The 22,976-nt window shown below is 49.7% G+C and carries 18 protein-coding genes; 7 read left to right on the forward strand and 11 right to left on the reverse strand.

Annotated elements, in window-relative coordinates; translation table 11 throughout:
• Nucleotides 1-11: 11 nt before the first annotated feature.
• Nucleotides 12-1,031: an amidohydrolase family protein gene (locus tag DS731_RS08720; RefSeq protein ID WP_119500949.1), complete on the forward strand. Its 1,020-nt coding sequence runs from the start codon at nt 12-14 to the stop codon at nt 1,029-1,031.
• A gap of 151 nt (nt 1,032-1,182) precedes the next feature.
• Here DS731_RS08720 and DS731_RS08725 read toward each other — a convergent pair whose 3' ends face one another.
• From DS731_RS08725 to DS731_RS08735, 3 genes are all read right to left on the reverse strand, one after another.
• A complete protein-coding gene (locus DS731_RS08725) occupies nt 1,183-2,175 on the reverse strand; it encodes a patatin-like phospholipase family protein (RefSeq protein WP_119500950.1) in 993 nt (330 codons plus the stop codon).
• A 153-nt stretch (nt 2,176-2,328) separates the two neighbouring features.
• A complete protein-coding gene (locus tag DS731_RS08730; protein ID WP_119500951.1) occupies nt 2,329-3,702 on the reverse strand; it encodes an alkaline phosphatase PhoX in 1,374 nt (457 codons plus the stop codon).
• A gap of 106 nt (nt 3,703-3,808) precedes the next feature.
• Nucleotides 3,809-6,517, reverse strand: coding sequence for a M14 family zinc carboxypeptidase (locus DS731_RS08735; RefSeq protein ID WP_119500952.1), 2,709 nt, complete (start codon nt 6,515-6,517; stop codon nt 3,809-3,811).
• 210 nt (nt 6,518-6,727) lie between these two features.
• On the opposite strand from DS731_RS08735, the gene DS731_RS08740 reads away from it, so the two are divergent.
• Nucleotides 6,728-8,032 (forward strand): porin, encoded by a 1,305-nt coding sequence (locus tag DS731_RS08740; RefSeq protein ID WP_119500953.1) that lies wholly within the window; start codon nt 6,728-6,730, stop codon nt 8,030-8,032.
• A 77-nt stretch (nt 8,033-8,109) separates the two neighbouring features.
• Here DS731_RS08740 and DS731_RS08745 read toward each other — a convergent pair whose 3' ends face one another.
• The 3 genes from DS731_RS08745 to DS731_RS08755 form a co-directional block, all read right to left on the reverse strand.
• Nucleotides 8,110-8,862: a copper resistance protein B gene (locus tag DS731_RS08745; RefSeq protein WP_119500954.1), complete on the reverse strand. Its 753-nt coding sequence runs from the start codon at nt 8,860-8,862 to the stop codon at nt 8,110-8,112.
• Nucleotides 8,855-10,759, reverse strand: coding sequence for a copper resistance system multicopper oxidase (locus tag DS731_RS08750; RefSeq protein WP_119500955.1), 1,905 nt, complete (start codon nt 10,757-10,759; stop codon nt 8,855-8,857). The genes DS731_RS08745 and DS731_RS08750 overlap by 8 nt, the downstream gene beginning before the upstream one ends.
• A 63-nt stretch (nt 10,760-10,822) precedes the next feature.
• The gene (locus DS731_RS08755; RefSeq protein WP_150154263.1) at nt 10,823-11,131 is read right to left on the reverse strand and encodes a hypothetical protein; all 309 of its coding nucleotides are present in this window, start codon (nt 11,129-11,131) and stop codon (nt 10,823-10,825) included.
• Nucleotides 11,132-11,380: 249 nt separating this feature from the next.
• Between DS731_RS08755 and DS731_RS22345 the strand changes: the two genes are divergently transcribed.
• Nucleotides 11,381-11,509, forward strand: a complete 129-nt coding sequence (locus DS731_RS22345) for a hypothetical protein (RefSeq protein WP_269748665.1) — start codon at nt 11,381-11,383, stop codon at nt 11,507-11,509.
• Nucleotides 11,510-11,513: 4 nt separating this feature from the next.
• Here the strand turns inward: DS731_RS22345 and DS731_RS08760 are convergent, their stop codons facing one another.
• Complete coding sequence (locus DS731_RS08760; RefSeq protein WP_119500957.1) at nt 11,514-12,737, reverse strand: MFS transporter; 1,224 nt, start codon at nt 12,735-12,737, stop codon at nt 11,514-11,516.
• A gap of 41 nt (nt 12,738-12,778) precedes the next feature.
• Complete coding sequence (locus DS731_RS08765) at nt 12,779-13,267, reverse strand: GAF domain-containing protein (protein WP_119500958.1); 489 nt, start codon at nt 13,265-13,267, stop codon at nt 12,779-12,781.
• Between the two features lie 226 nt (nt 13,268-13,493).
• On the opposite strand from DS731_RS08765, the gene DS731_RS08770 reads away from it, so the two are divergent.
• A complete protein-coding gene (locus DS731_RS08770) occupies nt 13,494-16,382 on the forward strand; it encodes a response regulator (RefSeq protein ID WP_119500959.1) in 2,889 nt (962 codons plus the stop codon).
• A 2-nt stretch (nt 16,383-16,384) separates the two neighbouring features.
• On the opposite strand, the gene DS731_RS08775 is transcribed toward DS731_RS08770, so the two are convergent.
• From DS731_RS08775 to DS731_RS08785, 3 genes are all read right to left on the reverse strand, one after another.
• Nucleotides 16,385-16,909 (reverse strand): response regulator transcription factor, encoded by a 525-nt coding sequence (locus DS731_RS08775; protein WP_119500960.1) that lies wholly within the window; start codon nt 16,907-16,909, stop codon nt 16,385-16,387.
• Nucleotides 16,909-17,970 (reverse strand): HAMP domain-containing histidine kinase, encoded by a 1,062-nt coding sequence (locus tag DS731_RS08780; RefSeq protein WP_119500961.1) that lies wholly within the window; start codon nt 17,968-17,970, stop codon nt 16,909-16,911. Before DS731_RS08780 ends, DS731_RS08775 begins: the two co-directional genes overlap by 1 nt.
• 108 nt (nt 17,971-18,078) lie before the next feature.
• Nucleotides 18,079-20,187, reverse strand: a complete 2,109-nt coding sequence (locus tag DS731_RS08785; protein WP_119500962.1) for a TonB-dependent receptor — start codon at nt 20,185-20,187, stop codon at nt 18,079-18,081.
• 272 nt (nt 20,188-20,459) lie between these two features.
• On the opposite strand from DS731_RS08785, the gene DS731_RS08790 reads away from it, so the two are divergent.
• The 3 genes from DS731_RS08790 (at nt 20,460) to DS731_RS08800 (ending at nt 22,940) form a co-directional block, all read left to right on the forward strand.
• A complete protein-coding gene (locus DS731_RS08790) occupies nt 20,460-20,990 on the forward strand; it encodes a hypothetical protein (protein ID WP_232373517.1) in 531 nt (176 codons plus the stop codon).
• A 407-nt stretch (nt 20,991-21,397) separates the two neighbouring features.
• The gene (locus DS731_RS08795; RefSeq protein WP_119500964.1) at nt 21,398-21,784 is read left to right on the forward strand and encodes a response regulator transcription factor; all 387 of its coding nucleotides are present in this window, start codon (nt 21,398-21,400) and stop codon (nt 21,782-21,784) included.
• A gap of 121 nt (nt 21,785-21,905) precedes the next feature.
• Nucleotides 21,906-22,940 carry an IS110 family transposase gene (locus tag DS731_RS08800; RefSeq protein WP_119500965.1) on the forward strand — a complete coding sequence of 345 codons (1,035 nt, stop codon included), beginning with the start codon at nt 21,906-21,908 and terminating at the stop codon, nt 22,938-22,940.
• Nucleotides 22,941-22,976 lie beyond the last annotated feature (36 nt).

Consider the following 22,976-nt stretch of genomic DNA (forward strand, 5'->3'; position numbering starts at 1 on the left):
CAGGATTGATTATGATTATTGATTGTCACGGCCATTACACAACGGCACCGGAACCACTTCAATTATTCCGTGATGCGCAACTGGCGGCGTTTAAGGCGGGTAAAGCGTTACCTGAAGTTCCTCATATTAGTGATGAGCAAATTCAGGAAAGTATTGAGAAAAACCAGCTTCGTTTGCTGATTGAGCGCGGTTCAGATATGACCATTTTTTCTCCCCGCGCGTCTGCCATGGCACACCACCTGGGGGACGAAGCCGTTTCTAAACAGTGGACCAGCGCATGTAATGATTTGATCAAGCGTGTGGTGGATTTATATCCGAAGCAATTTATCGGTGTTTGCCAGCTGCCACAATCACCGGGTGTGCCGATTAAAAATTCGGTGGATGAACTGGAACGTTGCGTGAACGAACTGGGTTTTGTTGGTTGTAACCTGAACCCGGATCCTTCCGGTGGTCACTGGACATCAAAGCCGCTGACAGATGAAAGCTGGTATCCCTTCTACGAAAAAATGGTAGAACTGGATGTACCGGCAATGATTCACGTGTCCGGCTCCTGTAATGCCAACTTCCATGCTACCGGCGCTCACTATATGAACGCAGATACCACGGCATTCATGCAGTTCCTGCAGGGAAATCTGTTTAAAGAGTTTCCGGATCTGCGTTTTATCATTCCTCATGGTGGCGGCGCAGTGCCTTATCACTGGGGACGTTACCGTGGTCTTGCCGATATGCTGGAGCAGCCCCCGTTACGTGAGCATGTGATGAAAAATGTGTATTTTGACACGTGTGTGTATCACCAGCCGGGTATCGATTTACTGTTTGATGTTATCGATCTGGACAACATTCTGTTTGGTTCAGAAATGATTGGTGCTGTGCGCGGCATCGACCCGGAAACCGGTTACTACTTCGATGACACGAAACGTTATGTCGATGCGCTGGATTTAACTGAGGAACAACGAACGCAGGTTTACTCAGGGAATGCCCGCCGTGTTTATCCCCGTCTGGATGCAAAACTGAAATCCATGGGGCTGTAATTCAGATAAAAAAATACCGCCGGGATGAGCTCCGGCGGTCTAAGGGTCCTGCCTTTTGGCTGGAGGAGTAGTACCAGGTTGAAAATTAACAGGCTCAATTCTCAAAAGGTGAAACCATCTTAATGCAAATGAGAATGTTTATCAATAAGATTTAGCCGAAAAGTCCGGGTAAATCGCAACTGTCTCTTTTCCCCAAATCTCCGGTACTGGTTTCCAGCCATTGCTCAGCGGTTTTTATGCCTTCCTCCTTCAGTTCCAGAAGGAACGCCCGTGAATTGTCGTACTTACTCATCTGGTCAAGGGCAGACATTAATTCACTGTTTTCTATGATGTGGGTACGGGTGGCCCGTATACGTTTCTCAAAATCTCCGGAAACCCAGCCCCACCGTTGAGACGAGGTTTTAATGTCCAGTATTGAGCGCATCTCCCGCAAGAAAGCACAGTGAAATGTGAGTTCACTGATGCGGTCACTGATTTCTTCCGTACGGACAGGCAGTGCTCCCCGTTGTAACGGTTGCAGCAGTACAATCAGAACATCCTGAGCGTCACAACTGTGGATCAACGGAAAGATAGCCGGATTGGCCGCGTAGCCACCGTCCCAGTAGTGCTTATTATTTATCGTCACCGCTTTGTATACGTTGGGCAAACAGGCGGAAGCCAGAACGTGACTGACGGTCAGTTCCTGTTCATTAAAGAGTTCCAGTTTTCCCGTCGTCACTTCAGTTGCGGCAATGAATAAGCGAAAAGGGGAGTGGTGCTGCAGTGCTTTGAAATCAGTAATTTCATCGAGCACATCCCGCAGCGGGTTGATGTCCATCGTATTGATGTCGTAGGGGGAAAAATGTTGAAACATGCTCATCCACCATTTGTTCAGTGATTGTTCCAATATTTTCGGCATGGGCATCTGTATACCTTTGTCAGCGATGGCTTCCCAGAATGCATCCAGTTGCGTCGCTGCACCCCGGCGACCGTCTTTACGCCAGCCTTCAGCCAGCATTACAGCATTCATTGCGCCGGCACTGGTGCCGCTGATGCCGTCAAACTCCAGCCACTCTTCTTCCAGCAGCCTGATTAACACTCCCCAGGTGAAAGCACCGTGGGCCCCGCCACCCTGTAAAGCGAGATTTATCTTCAGTGGTTTCATCGCCTGTTCCTTAAGTTATGCTGCTATGCAGCATTTTCAGGATAGCATACGGTTCTGCCCGGGGTTTAGTGCAAAATTGAATAAAAAATAAACATCTCAGGTGGGGAGGGGGAAACGGACAGCCTTATCCGGCTATCCGGTAAACAGGTATTATCAGCTTCTGGCTGACCAGGGACCAGTTATTGCAACGGTTCTGGCTGGTGAATATAAATTAACAAACAGGGTACTGCCGTCCGGTGAGAAGCATGCGCCGGCAAGTTCAGTTTGATCATGTAAGCGGGCAAAAGGATACACGCTGCCATCAGGGGTTACACCCCGCAGATGGTTGTCAACGACCTCTGTGTACTGATCTTCACAAACAATTAAGTCACCAAAAGGTGCAACAGTAAGATTGTCGCCAAAGTTAAACAGAGATTTATCTGTACTTTCCAGGAACAATTGCAGCCGGCCCGGCTTAGCTGCTTCGTGTTCTGTGCCTTCAGACGCAGAAGGCTGATAGCGCATAATTTGTCCCAGTTGCTTCTTGCCGCCATTGGTACAGCAAAAATAGAGTTCACCGTCTCCCCAGTGAATCCCCTCACCACGGGCAAACAGGGCTGCGCCGTCTGCATATCCCCGTTTACGGAGATCATCTTCCGGACTCTCCGGGTCTGTCAAATCTATCCAGCTGGCGTCGAGCCATTGTTGCAGCGGCATTGCCGGGTTAACCCAGTTGCGGCTGTCGTAACCCGGACTGGCTTTTATTGCCAGTGCCTGAAGTCTGCCACCTTTGATAAGATCGCCGGGCACATCGGGAATAAAGCGGTAGAACAGGCTGTCTCCCCGGTCTTCCGTCATGTAAACAATACCGGTGCGGGGATCTACCGCTGCAGCTTCATGGTTAAACCGGCCCATGGCTTTAAGCGGCTGAGGTGAGACAAGGGTTTGTGCTGTTGAGGGGACTTCAAAAACCCAGCCGTGGTCTTTACTGTTATAAGCCGACGGCTTATCAATACTCTCTTCGCAAGTGAGCCAGCTGCCCCAGGGAGTAATGCCACCGGAACAGTTCCGGATTGTGCCGCATAAACTCACATGCTGGCTTTCTGTTTCACCGGTGATTAAGTTATACACCATGGTAGTCGTGCCACCGGGCAGTGCATTCCCGTCGGGGGCGGTGTCGTAGGCGTTTGCAGTTTTGTGCGAGGCAACCGATGCAGGCTGTAAGATCCGGTCTTTCGGGGTAAGTTCATGGTTTCTCACCAGAGCCACACGTTGTTCATCCAGTTTGAAACAGCCCATTCCGTCAGCTTTATCCGGCACATTCAGGCCGTCAGACATGGCCTGGCCCAGCGCCGAAATGACTTTATAAGTAAAGCCTTCCGGTAAATCCAGCAGGGAAGCCGGATCCGGTTTCAGCGGGCCAAACCCGGTCGCAGCACGCAGTCCGCCTGCGGCATGCTGAGTAGCTGCATTTGCGAGCCCGCCGAATGCGCTGCTGCCTGCAGACAGAGCCGCCAGGCCAAAGGTGAATTGTCGTCTTGTTATCATTATTGTGTTCTCATAAAAAAAGGTATTGTTACAATATAACAATACCTTAATTCTTCATGCCAGTCTGTTACGTTAAGATGAAACCGTAACAAGATTAACCGTCAGATCAGCGTCGTGGTGATGCATGCGCTGCACCACGGAATATAGCATTCAATAGCATGACGTTCAGACCATCCATATATGCGCGGCTTGAAGGGTCCTGGGTAAAACCTATCACCATGCCTTCGCCGGACGGTTGCACCATCAGAAATGGCTTATAAGCCAGCTGTTCACGGTTCTCGTCCCATAAGTATCCTGATGCGAGCAGCTCATCAGCACCTTTGTACCAGGCAACATTTTTTCCGGCATCCAGTTTCATGGGGGCAAAAATAGTATTGCCTGTTACCAGCGAAACCACTTCAGGTTTAACCCCTGCGGTAAGCCAGTGCTCCTGGTCCACTTCAACCTTCGCAAGGATTCCGGCGACGTAATCAGGTGAACGCTGGTCGTTTTCAATGCGACGTATAAGTTGCGATTTATCAGTAATATGTGAACCGGCAACATGACCACGATGATCTGCCTGTTCATCTGCTTCCACCGTTTTATCGTTAAAGCTGTATTCCAGGTCTGCATCCAGCAAGCCGTTATCCGGTGAGGCTGCAAAAGCGGTTGCCTGTGCAAAAGTGATTAACACACCTCCCTGTTTTACCCAGCTCTTGAGGTTTTCAGCGCCGCGCTGGCCTAAGGCTCCGTCGTACCAGCCTGCGGGCAAAATGATCACCTGATAGTGGTTGAGGTTTCTGCTTGCCAGCATATCTGTCCGGATTGCGGTGACCGGATAGTTAAACTGCCTCTCAATAACAAAGCGGGTGCTGCCGGCGCTCAGTGAGCTGGTGGGAGAATCCCAGGCCATAGCAATATTGGGTGCTGACATCACCGGTGTACTGCGGCTGCCGAAGCTGGGACCGTCAGTTACCCAGCTGCTGTCAGTGCCTGTTACCAGCGCGCCGGTTTGTGCTGCAAGCGCGGCAATCTTTTCACTGGTGCCTTCGCCATTGGCTTTCACTTCAATAATTAATGTGCCGGCCGGAAACCGGCGCTTATCGTCGAGAGTGAAGGCTTCGTCAGCACTTTTCAAATGGATCCCCTGTTGCAGCGCGGCTGTCAGAAAACGGCCGGCTGCGGCATCACCCCAGGGCACCAGCCAGGCCACACTGGCGTCCGGTTTATCCACATTGCCTTTCAGGGGCATATCAGGTGTCACGTAGCTGCCTTTTACAGATAAACCATCATCACAACTATCGGTTTTGACATTGAATAACAATGGCAGAGACCAGGCTGTTACATCATAAATTTCATCGTCCAGCTTGCGGGCCCGGCGCCGTTCCTGCTCTTTGATGAATGATTCCGCCATATCGACCTGGCGGGTAAAGGTAGTTTTCACAAACCGGCCACGGGGCTGGGCAGTATCAATGATATAGGCACCTTTGTTATACCGTGTGCCGCATGCTTTAAATGATTCGCCTGCCTGTTTTACTTCGACACCGTGGGTCGCCATTAATGTAGCCAGACGGTGGCTGCCGGCACGATCGGTGGTTGCCGGAATAATAAAGGTACGCTCGTCATCTTTTTTACCGGCTTCTATAGCATTAACCTGATACTGATAAAAATCGTTAAGGATTTTCTCACGGTTATCCGCGGCTGCCTCGAGGGTAGAAAGGGAAGCAACAAAGTGCTTTTGCACAGGATCCCGATAGTGATTCACTTTGCCGTCTTTATTTCTGAATGTCATTCCACGGGTAGAAGCCACTTCATAGGTGGCAGCAGACGCCCCGTAAAAAGTAGGCCAGCTGTCACCATAGCCCGGATAAAATGCGTCATAGACTTCGCGGGTAAAATAGTCAAAACCCATGCGGTCAAAATGTTTACCGTTGTTTCTGCCTATTAAATCGTTATTGTCGAGCTGTGCCTGCTGCATATGCGGGTTGATCGGGCTCGCTGCCGGCACGAAAAAGTAGGTGGAGTCACTGCCCATTTCGTGTAAATCAATGACTACCGTTGGCTTGAAGTGGTTCAGGGCATTCACCCGGCCCAGCGTTTCAGGCTGGGTAATGGCAAGCCAGTCGCGGTTCATGTCAAACAGATAGTGGTTACTTCTGCCCCTGGGCCATGGCTCATTCTGATCGACGCTCAGGCGATCATCGCTGTCCTGTAAGCCGGTGGAGGAATAGTAATTGTGCGTAAACCGGGTGCGGCCATCGGGGTTCTGCAACGGGTCGATAAAGACCAGTGTGTTTTTTAGCACCTTCGCCGTTAACGGGTCATTCTGTGCTGCCAGCAAGTGATAAGCCGTCATCATTGCGGCATCGGTACTGCTGATTTCGTTACCGTGAACACCGTGCTGAAGCCATACCGACGAGGGCAGGGAAGCAATGAGCTTATTAGCTTCATCACGGGAAGTTTTTCGCGGGTCGGCCAGGCGGTTCATATTTGCTGCGAACTGCTCCAGGTCTTTAATATGCTCAGGCGAACCGATAGCGACATAAATAAGCGCACGGCCCTCCCAGCTTTCTGCGTATTCAACCAGATGGACCCGCTCCGGAGCAGCTTCCGCCAGTGCTTTGAAATAGGTCAGCATATCACTGTGGGTCGTGATGCGTTCGCCGGTGTTATACCCGAGCACCGATTTTACCGTGGGGATGGACGGGCTGTACTGTGCGCCCGGCCACATTTCAAAACTGTCTGTTTGCTGGGGCGTGCTTGCAATAGCTTTTCCTGCACTGAAGCACAAAGAGGCTGTGAGTGCAGAAATGGTGAATAAGTGTCTGAGTGTCATGATTTTCCCGGTCAGATATTTTTATTATGCAAAGTGAATCATAGCAATTAAAAGCACCCCGCAACATTTCCCTTATCAGTGGTTTTCAGGGCTTTATCGAATCGTTTTGCTGTAATTCGTCTTAAAAATAAGCATTTACATTTGTTTTACTTGAAGGTAACCGGTCGTACCAGTAGGATGCGGCCCTTTTTCAATAATCATAGAGTTTTTATGAAGCATCCTTTATTCGTCCGTACAGCGCTTGCGCTTTCTGTAGCCGGACTGTTCTCTTCTTCTGCTTTCTCTGCAGGTTTTCAGGTCAATGAACACAGTGCGAACGGACTGGGTCGCGCTATGGCGGGTCAGGCTGCAAAGCCGGAAAACGCTTCTGTGCTGGCAACTAACCCGGCTGCTATCACCGCGTTTGATAAAGCACAATTCAGCGCCCAGGTCAGCTATCTTGACCCCGAAGTGGATATCCGTGGTGACATGACCACCTCAGTAGGCGGCGCAACCATTACCAGCGATGCCAGTGCTGAAGACATTGCTGAATCAGCCGTCATTCCTTCCATTTTTTACGCTGCGCCGGTTAACGATAAGTTCTCCTGGGGCATTGGTTTGTTTACCAGCTACGGCCTGTCGACGGATTACAGTGATGATTACAATGCGCTGCATTATGCAGATGAAGCTGAGATCATCTCTTTTACGGTAAATCCGGCTGTCGCCTGGAAAGCAACGGACACATTAAGTCTGGGGCTTGGCCTGAATGTTACTTATGCCGATGCTAAAATCAGTACCTCTATTCCTCAGGTCTTTGGTCAGGTGATGGGCAATCCGGCACTGGGCAACCTGACTATTGTCGAAATGGCCGGTGATGATATCGGCTATGGCTGGAACGCCGGTGTATTCTGGCAACCGGCTGACGGTACTAATGTGGCGCTAAGTTACCGGGCAGAAACACAGCTGGAACTGGCCGGTGAAATTAAGTCAGATCTGGGTGTGCTGATCCCTGAAGTTGCTGAGCTGTATAATCAGGGCGGTAGTCTGGATTTGAATTTCGCTGCAGTCACTGAGCTGGCCATCGATCAAGAAATTGATGAGCAATGGTCTGTGCAGGCAAGTGTAAATTACACAGACTGGAGCACCTTTGACAAGCTGGAAGCGAATCTGGACAGTGGCTATGATTTGCTGCTCAAAGAAGAAGATTTTGAAGATACCTGGCGCTGGAGTGCAGGTGTTACTTATCAGTATGATGAGAAGCTGACGCTGCGTGCCGGTTATGCTTATGATGAAGGTGCTGTGAGTTTTGCACACCGTTCACTGAGCATTCCTGACACAGATCGTCACTGGGTAAGTGCCGGAGCAACCTGGGCGTTGACTGACGACACCAGTGTGGATATGGCCTATGTGTATATCAAAGGACGTGAAGCGGCGGTATCTCAGCAACGTGCAATCGGCTCTATTGTCAGCGATCTTACCGCTACAGAGCATGCGAAAGCGCAAATTCTGAGCGTGCAGATTAATACCGCATTTTAACAGGCCGGGGCATCAGCCCCGGTGGCATATTCAGACACTAAAAGCACAGCAGCAACAGCAGCTGTGCTTTTTTATTGTCAGAACCAAATCCGCGCGCCGGCAATAAAGCCGAATTCGGACGTGTCTTCACCGCTTGCAGCGGTAGTGTTCGCAGTTTGTCCTAACTGCTTTTGCCAGTAAATACCAAAGTATGGTGCAAATTCCCGTACCACTTCCTGACGGTAACGTAAGCCGAACCGCACGGATTCAACACCGGCCTCTCTGCCAAAGCGCTCTGAATCTGTCAGGTTAGTATTCACCGTGAACCTGGGTTGAAGATAACTGGTTTGTGTCAGCAAAAAGTCATATTCAAACTCGTTAAGCCACTGAACGTCGCCGTCTTCATTGATAAGCAAACTGGAGTCAGTTTCAAAGTAGTAAGGCGCCAGGCCTGTCAGACTGAATACTGCATAGTGCTCGGCGTTCTCCCCGGACGACATTTCACCTTTCAGACCAAGCCCGGCCTGCAGTGACCAGAAGGATGAAATCATGTAGCTGTAGCTGATATCTGTTCTTTCAAGGTCAGTGGGATGACCATCGTTTTGCTGATTTTCGCCCTCAGTCCTTAACACAACGCGGTGATAATCGCCGCCGTACCAGGCGGTGGCATCCCAGGTAAACACATTTTCTTTATCTGTATTACGGGATAATTCCAGCCTGTCGAGCATGACTTGCCAGGCTGACATTTCCATCATCGGCGACGGCCAGTCTGATTTATCCTCTGCCTGTGTGCAGGTTGAGAATGTAATACTGCTGAGCACAGCAACGGCTAAAAGATTGAATTTAACCATGATGATGCCCTCCGTGCTGAACACTGACTACCCTGAACATGCCGGCTTCCATGTGATAGAGCAGATGGCAGTGGAATGCCCAGTCACCCATCGCATCCGCGGTGATAAGTAATGACACTTTTTCTGAGGGTTTTAAGCTGATGGTATGTTTTCGTGGACGGGGATACTGACCATTTTCCAGTTCCATCCACATACCATGTAAATGGATAGGGTGGTCCATCATGGTATCGTTTACCAGCACCAGTCTTAACCTTTCTCCGTGGCGGAACACCACCGGTCCGTCAACCTCGCTGAACTTTTTGCCGTCAAATGACCACATGTAACGCTGCATGTTTCCGGTAAGGTGAAGTTCGAGGTTGCGGGACGGTTCACGTTCGTCCCCCCAGGTTTGTGCTCCGGTGAGATCTTTATAAACGAGTACCCGGCGACCGTCATTACCCAGGCCAATACCGGGTTCGTCCAGTCTTGAACGGGGATTCGCTGCAATCATCGCTGCCCCCGGACCGTGTCCGTCCGCGTCGTGATGAATGGCAATATCATCGACGGCAGGTCTGCCGCTGCCCTGCATTTCATGACCACCGTGATTCATTGCACTGTGATCCATATTTCCATGGCTCATTTGGCTATGATCCATACTACTATGGTCTCCGGGCGTCGTTGCGCCGGAGGCGCTTGTTGCCGCAGGGGGATGGTTCATAGCAGCATGATTCATTCCACTGTGGCCCATGCTGCCATGGCCAGTATCGTCGTGGCTCATACTACTGTGATCCATGTCACCATGATCCATGCTCATGGCATCCATACCGCGTTCAGTAATCGTCCGGCGGGGAGGGACGGCGGCGCTCATTCCGGGCCGTGGCGCGAGCGTGCCGCGAACAAAACCGCTGCGATCATAACTTTCGGCAAAGAGGGTATAAGCTTTGTTCTCTTTGGGCTGCACAATGACATCGTAACTTTCTGCAATGGCAATACGGATTTCATCAACGGTGACAGGTTTTACCGGCTGACCGTCTGCCGCGACAACCGTCATTTCCAGCCCCGGAATACGGAAATCGAAATAAGTCATGGCGGAACCGTTCACCAGCCGAAGCCTGACTTTTTCTCCCGGATTAAACAGAGCTTCCCAGTTCATCACCGCATCCCGGCCGTTCATCAGATAGGTATAGGCGCTGGCTGACACATCAGCAATATCCCTGGGATCCATCCGCATGCTGTTCCACATACTGCGAACATGCCATGTATCGGCCAGGCCTTGTTCTTCCACGTCTTTTAAGGTGTCGAAGATGGTCCGTTTCTGGTAGTTGTAATAACCTTCAGATACTTTAAGTTTGCGGAATATGTCGTGAGGATCTTCAAAGGTCCAGTCTGACAGCAGGATCATATGTTCCCTGTCGGCACCAATATCGCCGTCAGCGGGATGAATAACCAGCGGGCCAAGATGCCCAATCTGTTCCTGTAAGCCCGAGTGGCTGTGGTACCAGTAGGTACCGCTTTGTTGCAAATCAAATTCGTATCTGAAGGTTTCGCCCGGCTTTATGCCGGCAAAGGACAGGCCCGGCACACCGTCCATGTTGGCGGGTAAAATGATGCCGTGCCAGTGGATTGACGTGTCTTCGCTGAGGGCATTGCTGACGTTAATTACTGCCCGTTCACCTTCGCGAAAACGTAATAGTGGCCCCGGCATCTGACCGTTAATGGTAATGGTGTTATTTTTCTTATTGCCAAAAGAAAATGTTTGCTGGCTGATCTTCAGATTAACTTCATTATTATTGGTCTGAAATTCAGTGTTCCCCTGAGCAACAGCCCAACGCGGGGCGGCCTGATATAATGCCATCGCTGACATAGAGGTCACCGCGCCGCAAAGAAAACGACGACGTGACGAATCCTGGTTTTTCATGACTATTTCCGGTTAAAAATGTAATGTCCGCCTGCATGCAATGCAGGAGGTGCTTAACTGTAATTAACTTAACCGGATAGGTGGCTTGAAGGGCGGACCACCATGAGCAGTCAGCGGTTCTGATATGGTGTTAATGGTATCACTCACCACAACTGCTGCGGTGAAGTGCGTAAAGTGAGACAGCACGAACAGGCTACCGTGGCACATAGAGACATCACAATGACACTCGTGTTTACAGCAGTCTTCCTGAGTCATACCAGACATCATTGCATCAGACTTTGAATGGTCCTGCATGTGGCCGGTCATATTCATTTCCACAGATTGCATTGCATGGTGCCGCGCAGCATCGTGCACAGTCCCTTGTGCGTTCATTGTGAACACACCAAGCAGACAAACCATTAAAAATGCAGTGAAGACTTTCATCAGAGAAATAAATTGTTCCTGTTCATTTACCTTTTCAGAATATAACGGTCGCCGGATGCTATGCAAGAGCAGACACGCAATCATGCGACTCTGTTGCCTGATTTCACGGCAGGCAGCTTCATGCTAAAGTTTAATGTTTAAAAATTGTTAATGTGTGGTAAATTTAAGTTGTTGATAACCAAAAACGGGAAGTCCGCTATGAACCACCGTATTGATAAAATGAAAAACTATCTGAAAGATTGTGTGTCCGATCCGGTACTGTATTGTTTTGCTGCGGGTCTGATGATGTTGCTTATTGTGGAAAACAATCTGGTGATCAATCTTTAAAGCCTCAGACTTTTTCTTTCATATCCGTTGAAGTCAGTTTTCTCAGTGAGGGGAATTGCCAGATTCCCCATCCAACCACACCAAAAGCTGTGATTGCTCCAATCAATGCAGCGCCGGCGGGTCCTGCTGCGGCAGCTACTGTTCCCGCTCTGAAATCCCCCAGTTGATTTGATGACGCGATGAAGATGGCATTCAGCGCGCCCACACGCCCCCGTAGTGCATCCGGTGTATTATGCTGAATAACGGAGCCGCGGATAACTACGCTGAACATATCTGATGCACCGTAAATGAATAAGCATGCGCAGGCTATCAAGATACTGGTCGTCTGCGAAAATACGAGTACCGAGCAGGCAAAGACAAACAGGGCAGTGAATAGTGTATAACCGGCGTGGCGGAAGTCGGTTTTAAATTTCGACAGATAAATGCCGATGAGTACCGCGCCGATGGCGGGCATGGCCCTCAGCATACCCAGTCCTTGCGGACCTGTGTGCAGAATGTCCGCGGCATAAACGGGTAACAATGCCACGACGGAACCGCCCAGCACGATGAGTAAATCCAGCGACAAACTACCCAGTACGATGGGATTTCGCTGCATGAAATGTACGCCTTCCCACAAGGCTTTTTTACTACGTTGTCCTCCGGTATTAGCAGGACCAATCGGGGGCAGAAACAAGAAACAGATGCTGATCACAAAGCAAATTACGCATACTGTCCAGTACACTTTGAAGTCCATTAACGCTATCAGCAGGCCGGCGACGAAGGGACCGGCGGTTAGTGCCAGATTCCACACGGTGCTGGTAATCGCGATGGCTGCGCCAAGCCGGTCGGGGGGCACCAGGTTGGGCACAATGGCCTGCATGGACGGAGATATAAACGCTTTGACGGTGCCGAGTGCCATTAATAACGACAGTAAAACCCACTTATTGAAGTTACCGTCGTGCATCTCAAAGGCGATACAAAGAATGATACCCAGCCAGCAAACGGCCCCGGTTTGCAGTACCTTCTTACGGGACATATGGTCGGCAACCCAGCCGGTAAGGATAAAGAAAACATACACCGGGACGATTTGAAATAATCCTACCAGCGCCAGGTCGAAGGGATCTTTTGTGGCCTGATATAAATGCCAGCCAACAGCAGTGCCTAATATGGAGTCTATGACACTGAACAGCCCTCTGCCGGTGAGAAAAGCGTAAAATCCGGGCGGAAAACGTCCTGGTTGTCGTGTCATGGTATCCTTTACTGGTTGAGCATCCTTTGCGGAGCAATGACTTAACGTAGATGTTGGAAGACTATCTCTTCAATTTGTTTGCCAAGGTCCCGCAATACATTGATATCCTGATCAGAAAACGTGCGGGGCGCGTCATAGATAACGCACAATGTACCCAGCTCGTAACCATCCGGGGATTTCAGGATCATGCCAGCATAAGCCCGGATAAAGGGTTCACCTTTAACCAGCGGACTGCCTGCAAAGCGGTTATCCTGTGTGGCATCAGGTACAATCAGGTATTCTTCTTCGGCGATGGCATAAGTACAGAAAGACACATTTCGCGGCGTCTCAGTTTTATCCAGACATTGTCTGGATTTAAACCACTGGCGATCTTCTGCTATCAGACTGACAAGACATATCTTACAGTCAAAATACGCTTGCGCGGCTTTCGTTATCGCATCTAACCGTTCATCCGGCTCAGTATCGAGAATTTTCAGGTCGTGCAACGCTTTTAAGCGGGCGTCTTCGTAGGGCAGAACGGGATAATCCATACAGGGGTCACATCAGATCCGCAAGGGACCGGCCAATGTTTGTTACGACAGGTATGGGATTCTATATTAACTCTGCGCGGTGAAGAATATTTTTTCTTTAAATTTGAACTATAGTATAGAGACTATGTTTTAATGCGTTACGCTGAACACGGTTTACGTATGTAACATGTTGTGAAAGTGGAAAAAAACAGGATTTTCTGAGGTGGAAGGTCAGGTAAAGGAATAGATGTTTAAAGTTCAGTCGCACATGCAAAAACTGCTGGCCACTTTTCTGGTCTCAACAGGCTATATATTGTTTGGACTGCTCAGTATATGGGCTGCCATTCCGCCCGGTTTTGCTACGGTAGTCTGGCCCGCTGCCGGCCTCGGTCTGCTGGCCGTACTTTTGCTTGGCCCGTTTGCATTGTTTGGTGTGTTTGCCGGTGCTGCAGTGCTTAATTTCATTATATCTTTAAACTATGCCGGCGGAGAGCCGTCATTGTTTGTTTCCGGCATGATGGGGGCGTTCGCGGCAACACAGGCGCTGGTCGGGCGGGTACTGATTGTCAGTGTCATTCCCGCGCCGGTTAATTTTGTACGTCCTGCGGTGGTGGCGAAATTTTTATTGCTCGGAGCAATTATCAGCCCCTTAACCGGCGCCACATTGAGCAATATTTTTCTCTGGGCACAGGGGGTTATTTCTGACCAGGACTGGTTTAAAAACTGGGTAAGCTGGTATATGGGCGATGCTATCGGCATCGTGTTTATCATTCCCTGGCTACTGGTATTTACACCGAAAACCCTGTCTTCTCATGTATCCAAGGTCCGCTTTGTATTCTATTCCCTGATCACTATTACCTCCTGCACGGCGTTGCTGGGTTGGCTGGTGACCAAAACGGAAATGGAAAAACACAAAGTTGAGTTTACTGTTAATGTGAACGTCCTTGAGCGTGCACTCAGCGGTGAACTGTCCAAAGTCTCGGATATCCTTCAGGCGCTGGCGGGCTTTGTCAGAATTCAGGAAGATGTCACTCCTTCAGAATACCGTGTTTTTACGCTGGATCTGTTAAAGCGGAACCCGTCAATTCACGGGTTATCATGGAATGAAAGACTGGAGGGGCGGGAACTGAAGGCGTTTGAAACGGCTATGCAGGCGAGTTACGAGGCCTTCGATCCCACCATTCATTTTGAAGTGAAAGGTCTGGATGCCAAAGAAGATATGGTAGCGGTAGACAACCGCGATACCCACGTAATCGTGTCATTTATTGAGCCTATGACGGGCAACATAAAAGCTCTGGGTCTGGATGTGTATTCACAAATATCCCGCCGGAAAGCGCTGGATAACGCGTGGTCCAGCCATCGTTTATTCCCCACTGCGCCTATCAACCTTGTTCAGGGAGACCGCTCTGAGCCCGGCGTACTCATGTTCATGCCGGGTGGAAAAACCACCGGATCAAATCATTCCGGTTATGCCACTGCGGTATTGAAAGCTCAGGAAATGATTGAGAATGCTTTTGGTGATTCTCTTTTGCCTACCCTGGGTGTACTGGTCTTTGATCCGGCGGCACCGTCAGGCCAATCCACCTTGTTCCGGCAAAATCTCTCTGTCGAAGACGTAGAATACCTGACTACAGGATGGAATAAGCCGGCAGAGGACAGAGCGGGCTTCCTGGCTGAGCGTTTTCCGCTAAATGAGGTCAGGACAATTACTGTCGGGGGCCATAACTGGGTGCTGCTGCAGGTGAGCGGCAGCAGCTTTCTTTATCAGCCCTGGGGCGTACATTTACTGCTGGCAGGTTCTGTATTGTTCGCAGGGCTGCTGGGCTGGTTCATTATTATTGTGGCCGGGCATACTGATGAAATTGAATATCAGGTAAAACGCCGTACCCGCGATCTGACACAGGCTAACAGCAGACTGGTTGAGTCAGAGTATGCTCAGGCTGAAGCGGTTAAAGATGCAGAACGCTCAAACCGTGCGAAAAGTGAATTTCTGGCCAATATGAGCCACGAAATCCGTACGCCGCTGAATGCTATTCTGGGATTAAGCCGTTTAGGGCTGAACCAGGAGCCGCCGGCCAACTTCCGTGACAAGTTCGAAAAAATCAATCATTCCGGCGAGCTGTTGCTGGGTATTATTAACGACATTCTGGATTTTTCCAAAATCGAAGCGCAGAAACTGGAACTTGAGGAACAGATTTTTTCTATAAAGGACATTATCAGCCAGTTGCGGGATTTGTTTCTTGAACAAGCTAAAGCGAAGGGTATTGAACTGCAATTCCGTTTCGACGGCAAACTCCGCCCCTGGCTTACCGGTGACTCATTGCGTCTGCGGCAGATACTGGTGAACTTACTCAGCAATGCCATTAAATTCACCAGTGAGGGAAGTGTTACCCTGGTGTGCCGGTATGAAGATATCGACGACCATGAATGCTTGCTGGTAATTTCAGTGACAGACACCGGGATTGGGATGTCGGAAAGTCAGCAGAAGGTAGTCTTTGATGCCTTCACGCAGGCGGACTCTTCAACCAGCCGCAAATTTGGTGGTACAGGGCTGGGAATGACCATCAGCCATCGTCTGGCAACCGCCATGGACGGGAATATCTCAGTAACAAGCCGGCAGGGCGAGGGCACGACTTTTATAGTAAAACTGCCGTTTAAGTTACCTCAGCCACGGGAAATTGATGAGTTTAAAGCTGAGCGGGCACGGGTAAGAGACAACCGTGAAGGGGCTTTAAGCGGTCACGTATTACTCGTGGAAGATAACGAGATTAACCAGGAAGTGGTGGGTGAACAGTTACGTCACCTTGGGCTGGATGTCACCATGGCAGATAACGGAGCGCTGGCTGTGGCTGCAACGCGTCGCCATCATTTTGATATTATTTTAATGGATATTCAGATGCCGGTGATGGACGGCTATGAAGCGACCCGGCAAATCCGCGAATCAGGCATCAATGTACCGGTTATTGCTCTGACCGCTGCAGCCATGGTGGAAGACAAACGTAAAGCGCTGGAATGTGGCATGGATGATCATTTAAGCAAGCCATTCCGGCAGGAAGAAATGTATACGGCACTGACTAAATGGTTAAACGCATCAAAGCCTTCCCTGACGTCACCCCGTGACGACAGAGAGACGTAATATTATTTACCCGGTGACATCTTTTGCAGTTTTCTTTGTAGAGTCCGGCGGTGCATTCCCAGTGCTTTCGCTGTAGCGGAAATATTGTTTTCGTGATCGTGCAGAGTGCGCTGAATATGTTCCCACTCCGCCTGTGCCGGCGTCATAGGGGTCAGTGATTCTGTTTCATCCGCGGCTGATACCACCCCGAGGCGTTGCAAAATGGTCTGGAAAGAAACCGGTTTGGTTAAGTAGTCTGTGGCACCGCTTTTTATGGCCCGCACGGTGGTAGGAATGCTGGCGTATCCTGTCATCACAATCAGGTGTCGGGGGCAAAAGCGGGCGGCAAGCTGTTCAATAAAATCCAGTCCGGTTTCATCCTGCAGCATCATATCGAGTAAAATTGCATAAACTCCGGTTTGCTGGTGGTGCATGGCTTCACTGGCCGATGCAAAGCAATGTACGTTAAATTCTGTTTTGGTGGCAAACCGTCTGGCAAGCACTTGTGAAAGTCTGGGATCATCGTCAATGATAAAGATAGTCTGCATTATTGCTCTGCCGGCAAAATAACCGTGGTTTCAAGTGTGAGAGTGCCCCGGCTATCAATAATTTCCCAACTGACTTTGCCACCAAACCGCTCAATCGTGGCGTTTGTCAGCACACTGGCAACTCCGTTTCCTTTTTCGCTGTGAACAAGTTGCCGGCCGATGACCGGTGCGTGTTCAGGTGGCGCATTATTCAGCGGATTGGCTATCCGCAACGTCCATTGACCGGTGCTGACAACCTGAGTGATGCTCACGCCTTTGTCTGTTTCACCGGACGCTTCCTCACAGGCATTAACGACAATATTTGTAAGCGCAGGCAGCAGAGTGCGGTCAGCGTGAATATTGCAATCGCTATTACAGGTTTGCCAGTGTATAAGGGCTTCCGGTCTGGCAAGAGTCAGACTATGCCGTAATGCTTTGATTAATCCTGAACTGCGATAGGTTGTGGTGCGGGACTCTCTGACATCATCAGCCACTTCCCGCCAGTCAGACAATAATCCATTCAGTCTGCTGACCTGTTCACTGAGCTCTTTTATGAGTGCCGGATCCGGGCTGTCCCGCCACTCTTCCAGTAGTAAATTAATTGTCTGAACCGGCGTTGCAGCGTCATGGGTAAGTTGTGCCGCGGCTGTACCAATAGCCAGGAGTTGTTCATTTCTTAACTGAGTTTCTCTTAGTGCAACAATAGCCGCATTGCGCTTTCTTAACTGGCGGCGGTAATAAAAAATGATGGCTGCAATGAACACGCTTGTGCCGGCAAAACTCCACACCATATTGGCCGCATGCTGCGCCATACCATCGTGATGAGAAGCAGGGGAAGCAAGCAGCTGTAATAACTGGGCACCGGTACTGATAAGCAATACCGCCGTGGCCAACCTGAAGGGAAGTTGTACCAGACCGGCGACAAGGGGGATCAGTAATATGATGGCGTAGGGATTACTGGCGGCACCGTTCAATCCGATAAGCCAGTTTACCAGCACGATTTCCAGCACCGTGCAGACAAACAACGCTACGGCATTCAGCCGGCGCTTTTCGGGTAGCAGGGTGAGCAAGATCAGTAGCATCAGCGTGGATTACCGCATTGTCTGTTATTCCGGCGTACTGCTTCTGCAGAGCGGGCCTGATTATAGATTGCTCTGCGGCGTACAACCGCAGAGTATAAAGTGTTAAGGCTAAAACGCCAGTGTTACGCCAAGGTCAAAAGACCGCCCCCTTCCGGCAATCTGCGCGAAGCCCTGTTCCGGCGTTTGCTTAAACTGAGCAATGTTGACGCCGCCAGCGGGCTCTTCATACCAGGTATCCAGCAGATTATGGATGTCGAAGTGGAAAGTCATATTACCCTGTTGCCATGCAGTAGACAGATGCAGCAGTGACCAGGCGTCAGTGGTGTTCTCATTGCGCCGGTTATCCACATCGTTTTTACTGCCTGTCCATTGCCACGATAATGCACCTGAGAACGACGATATGGCATATTCCAGGCTCATAGTATTCTGTACCGGTATGATTTGGTAAAGATTGCCTTCTCCGTGACGGCGCTCACCTTGTTGCCAGCTGAACGCTGTTTTCCAGGTCAGTGCCCCTGCTTCATTGTCAAACAGACGCTTCGATGCTTTTACATCAGCACCGGTAAGGGTGGCGTCTGTGTTTATAAATTGCAGAATGTTTCTCTGTCCTGCAGCGGAGTCTGTGCGGTTGAAAGTACCGGAGACATCGACGTCAATGTAGTCTGATACCCGCGTGTACCAGATACTCACTTCTGCTGCCCAGTCTGATTTTTCAGCTTGCCAGGACACCGACGCTGTACTGGCGGTTTCAGGTGCAAGATTGATGTTCCCGATATAGCCGTTGCCGTCACCAAACCAGCCAATCATGGATGTGGCCATGGCGCTGGTTCCCCAGCTGTAACGTTCATAAAGGTTAGGGGCGCGGTCCTTTCTTGCGATACCAAGGGTCAGGCTTTGATCGCCGGATAATTTGCGTGTAGCCAGCAACGTGGCGTCGAACAGTGTGTCAGACTGACTCCGGTCTGCTGAATTAAATGCGCTGGCTGCTGCCAGATTGTTTGCCATCATCGTCCCGCTGCCCATGGACATGCCACCCATGGACATTCCATCCATGCTGCTGTTGACATATGCCTGAACTTCACCGGTATCCGTTGTGACATATTCAGCGCGCAGTCCCGCCTGGTACTGCCAGTCTTTATCAGCGGCGGACAACCATTCAGCCCAGGCTGCAAGGCGGTCCCGCTCCCCGTCATTAATGTTGATGTAGTCATTGGGGCCCATCATGGCTGAGCCTTCCACAGCCGGCCACCAGTCGTCCAGGCGATTGGCGTAATATTCCTGACCAAAAACAAAGGTACCGCTTTTATCTGCCGGCATTGTCCACTTCAGCTTTAGTGCAGTGTCGTGGCTGTCTGTGTTCATTGGCATCATGCCTGTTTTCTCCGCCGTGAAGAAACCCATTTCATGGGTGGTATGACGGGTACTGGCGGTGACATCCAGGGCAATATCTCCGAACTGTCGCTGGTACAGTGCCGTAATGCCTGTACTGGTATTGTCAGTCATGTCCATGTACTGGTTCGGGAAGCCCTGATAGGGGATACGCTGGTGAGAAATGCTCAGTTGCAGGCGTTGTGATGTATCCTGATAACCACCACTCAGCAAATGGTTTGTGGCTTTATAAAGGGTATCAAGTACCAGGTTGCCATGCCCGTCTTCGTAGCTTTCTGCTTTGGACTGATTTCCTGCATAGCTCAGATACCATGTGTCACTGGCAACAGTGGCATCAGCGCTCAGGGTTCTGCCATTGTCGTTGCTTTGATAAAAATACCCCAGCGACCCTTTCTCAAACGTTACCGTATCACTTGTATTGAATGCCGGTGTGAAAGTAGACAATGCAATAACCCCGGCAATATTGTCACCGCCGGCACTGACCGGAGATACGCCCGGTAAAACGGCAATGGTATTGACCTGATTGGCGGAAACATATGACAGAGGCGGGTTCATCTGGTTACCACAAGCTGCAGTAACAGGCACACCGTCGGTGAGTAGCTGAATGCGGTCACCCATCATACCGTTCATCACCGGTAATGCAGAGACACCGCCTGCTGCAGAAAACGTGATACCGGCTTGTGCCAGACGGGATGAGAGGTTCTCATCACCATGAAGATGAGGCTGGCGGGTGGTGACTTCGATGGTTTCCACCGGAGTTTCTCCGGCAGAAGCTAATGTACTGAGCAGTGTGGTTGCAGACAACACAGCATAGGGGAATGGTTTCACTTACATTTTCCGGTTATTAAATCCGGCGATAGTGTAACGGCGGCGTCGCAAAACCAACATGCGACAAATTGTCGCACATGTTCAAAAGTTAAGCGTTTGAGAAGTTTGGCGATATTTATTTAGCTTTACGGAAGATAAGCCCTTATTCAGGCTCAGAAATCATGTAACAATAGTCGTTCATCCGGTCCATCCTTGTCATACTAATGATTAGTTGCGGCTTTATCATATTGGTTATACGTTTCAGGTATAAAGTTATTCTGTAGGATATTGTAGTGTCTGATAATCTGGTTTCTGTTAAGACTCTCGATAAAGAGCAACTTAAACACGCAACAATTTTTTCTGGTATCAGCCCGAAGGCCATGCGCCGGGTGTTTGCTGCGTGGTGTATTTTTTGTGTTGTAGTCGCCATTATTGTGGTTATGGCTCCTGATTTATCTCAGGTTTTCCAACTTACCGTGTTTGGCGTACTGATTGCGTTTACGCTGGCAATGTTTGGTCAAAGCCGCATCGCTGAAGGCTGGCCGGCGGTACTTTCCAGTGACAATGAAATCTGTGTGATCCGCGACCCGCAAAAGCGGGAATTTATATGTGTGCCTGTCAGTCTGGTTACCGCAGCTGAACCGGCGCTGATAAAGCCAAATAAAAAAGCACTGGCGCTCATGCTGGATACGCAGCGGCTATCGGAAAACGATGTCAGTACCCTTAATCAGGCGGTCTGGCCACGGGACGACCGGTTGCTGGCTCTTGCGCACTTTATATCCCGCGATAAAGCATGCCGGAAAATTAATTCCTTCCTTTCCTGATATCCATTTCTTCCGGTGCTTGCACAAAAAATGAGCAGGTGCCGGGCGACTTGTCCCAAATTGGCCTGTCATGGGGACAATATTCACAGATAGAATTGTTTTTCAAATTTCATTAATGGTAATGTTGTCTTACCTTTTATCATGAAATCAGCACGCTTATTTCTTTAAGCTGTTGATATTTGGGGTTAATTCTGATCTCGGTGGTATCTAAAATTCGTAATAAACGCCGCTTATACAGAGATGGCGTGAATTCTGCACTCGTAAATCCTGCAGATAGAAGTACAGAAAGGTAGCAACTTGATTGCTGCACCTGTAGTACAAGTAAAATGTGCGTTTCCTTAAGTTTTAGGGTCTATGAGACCTGTCGCAGAAATGCGGACAGAGTGTGAAAACAGCAAGGAGGCAACATGACCCCCGGTACAATCTTACAAATTCTGGTCGTTGAAGACGATCCTGTGGTAGCAAGCCAGTTAACCTGCTTTTTGACCGGACTGGGATGGAAAGTGGATTTTGCTGCCAGCGGAAAGCTGGCTATCCGTCTGAGCAAGGCTCAGCGATACGACGCTATTCTGCTTGATGTGGCGATGCCGGATTTACCCGGTGCGGATATACTGGCACAAATAAAACAAGCCTGTGATTCGCCGGTATTACTGATGAACCCGGGGCAAGACCCCGCAGGTAACGCAGCCTTTGCCGCTGCAGATGACAGTGTTCCGGATCCTTCAGACTACCGTGACATTGTGGGTCGTTGTCAACGCTTTGCCACACAGGAACCGCTGGCAATCACAGCCTGACAAAATACCCTCAAAAGAGAGTTCATGGAAACCTGTAGCTGAAAAGCCACAGGTTTAATTAGATGGTCCGCCTCACCTCTAAGCTAGTCTTAGAGTTAGGCAATCAAAGAGGCGAACCATCATGTCTACTATTAAAGTTCTTGGTATCGATTTAGGCAAATCATCCTTTCATGTGATAGGCCGTGATTATTCAGATAACCAAATCATCCGCAAAAAGTTTTCCCGCACTGCACTCATTCATTTTCTTCATCAGTTAACGCCATGCACAATTGCTTTCGAGGCTTGTGGCGGTGCGCACTGGCTCGGCAGGCAGTGTGAGTCGATGGGGCACAAAGTCAGACTGATCCCTCCGCAATATGTAAAGCCCTTCGTTAAAAGCAATAAAAATGATTTCATAGATGCAGAAGCAATATGCGAAGCATCGACAAGACCCAATATGCGCTTTGTCAGCGTAAAGTCGGAAGAAGCACAGGTCATTTCCGCTATTCATAAAGCCAGGCACGGTTATATTAAAGACCGGACAGCATGTATGTCCCGCATAGGCGCATTGCTTCTCGAATTTGGCATTGCGCTGCCAACAGGCCATAGCGTGATGAAGCAGTTATTTAACTGGCTTGCTCAGCAACGACAGGAATTGCCGGGCCTGCTCATGCAAGAGCTTGCGGAGCTTCACGATTACTATCTGTTTCTCAATGAGAGCATTGAGAAACAAGACAAAAAGCTAAAGCAACTGGTTGAAACAAACGCGATAGGCCAGCTTCTTAAAACCATTCCAGGTATTGGAGACATGACAGCGAGTCTTTGTATTGCCAACATCAGTAGCGCCACTGACTTTAAAAGTGGGAGAAACATGGCGGCATGGTTGGGACTGGTTCCGGCGCAGTATTCGACTGGCGGTAAACCCAAATTACTGGGGATAAGCAAACGGGGTAACAAAGAGCTCCGGACCTTGTTTATCCATGCTGCCAGGGCGGTCATGTCCCGACCAGATAAGACCGGTAAAATTTATGGCGAGTGGCTAATTAATTTACGCGCCACAAAGCCATTCAATGTTGTAACCGTCGCTCTGGCCAACAAGCTGGTACGAATAGCATGGGCAGTAATGAAAACTAAACAAGCATTCAATAGCAAAGCGTTAGCACCAGGTTTGCAATGATAAATATGATGACGAAAACGGTAGAAGCACTGGATT

The organism is Alteromonas sp. RKMC-009, from assembly GCF_003584565.2.
Taxonomy (GTDB): domain Bacteria; phylum Pseudomonadota; class Gammaproteobacteria; order Enterobacterales; family Alteromonadaceae; genus Alteromonas.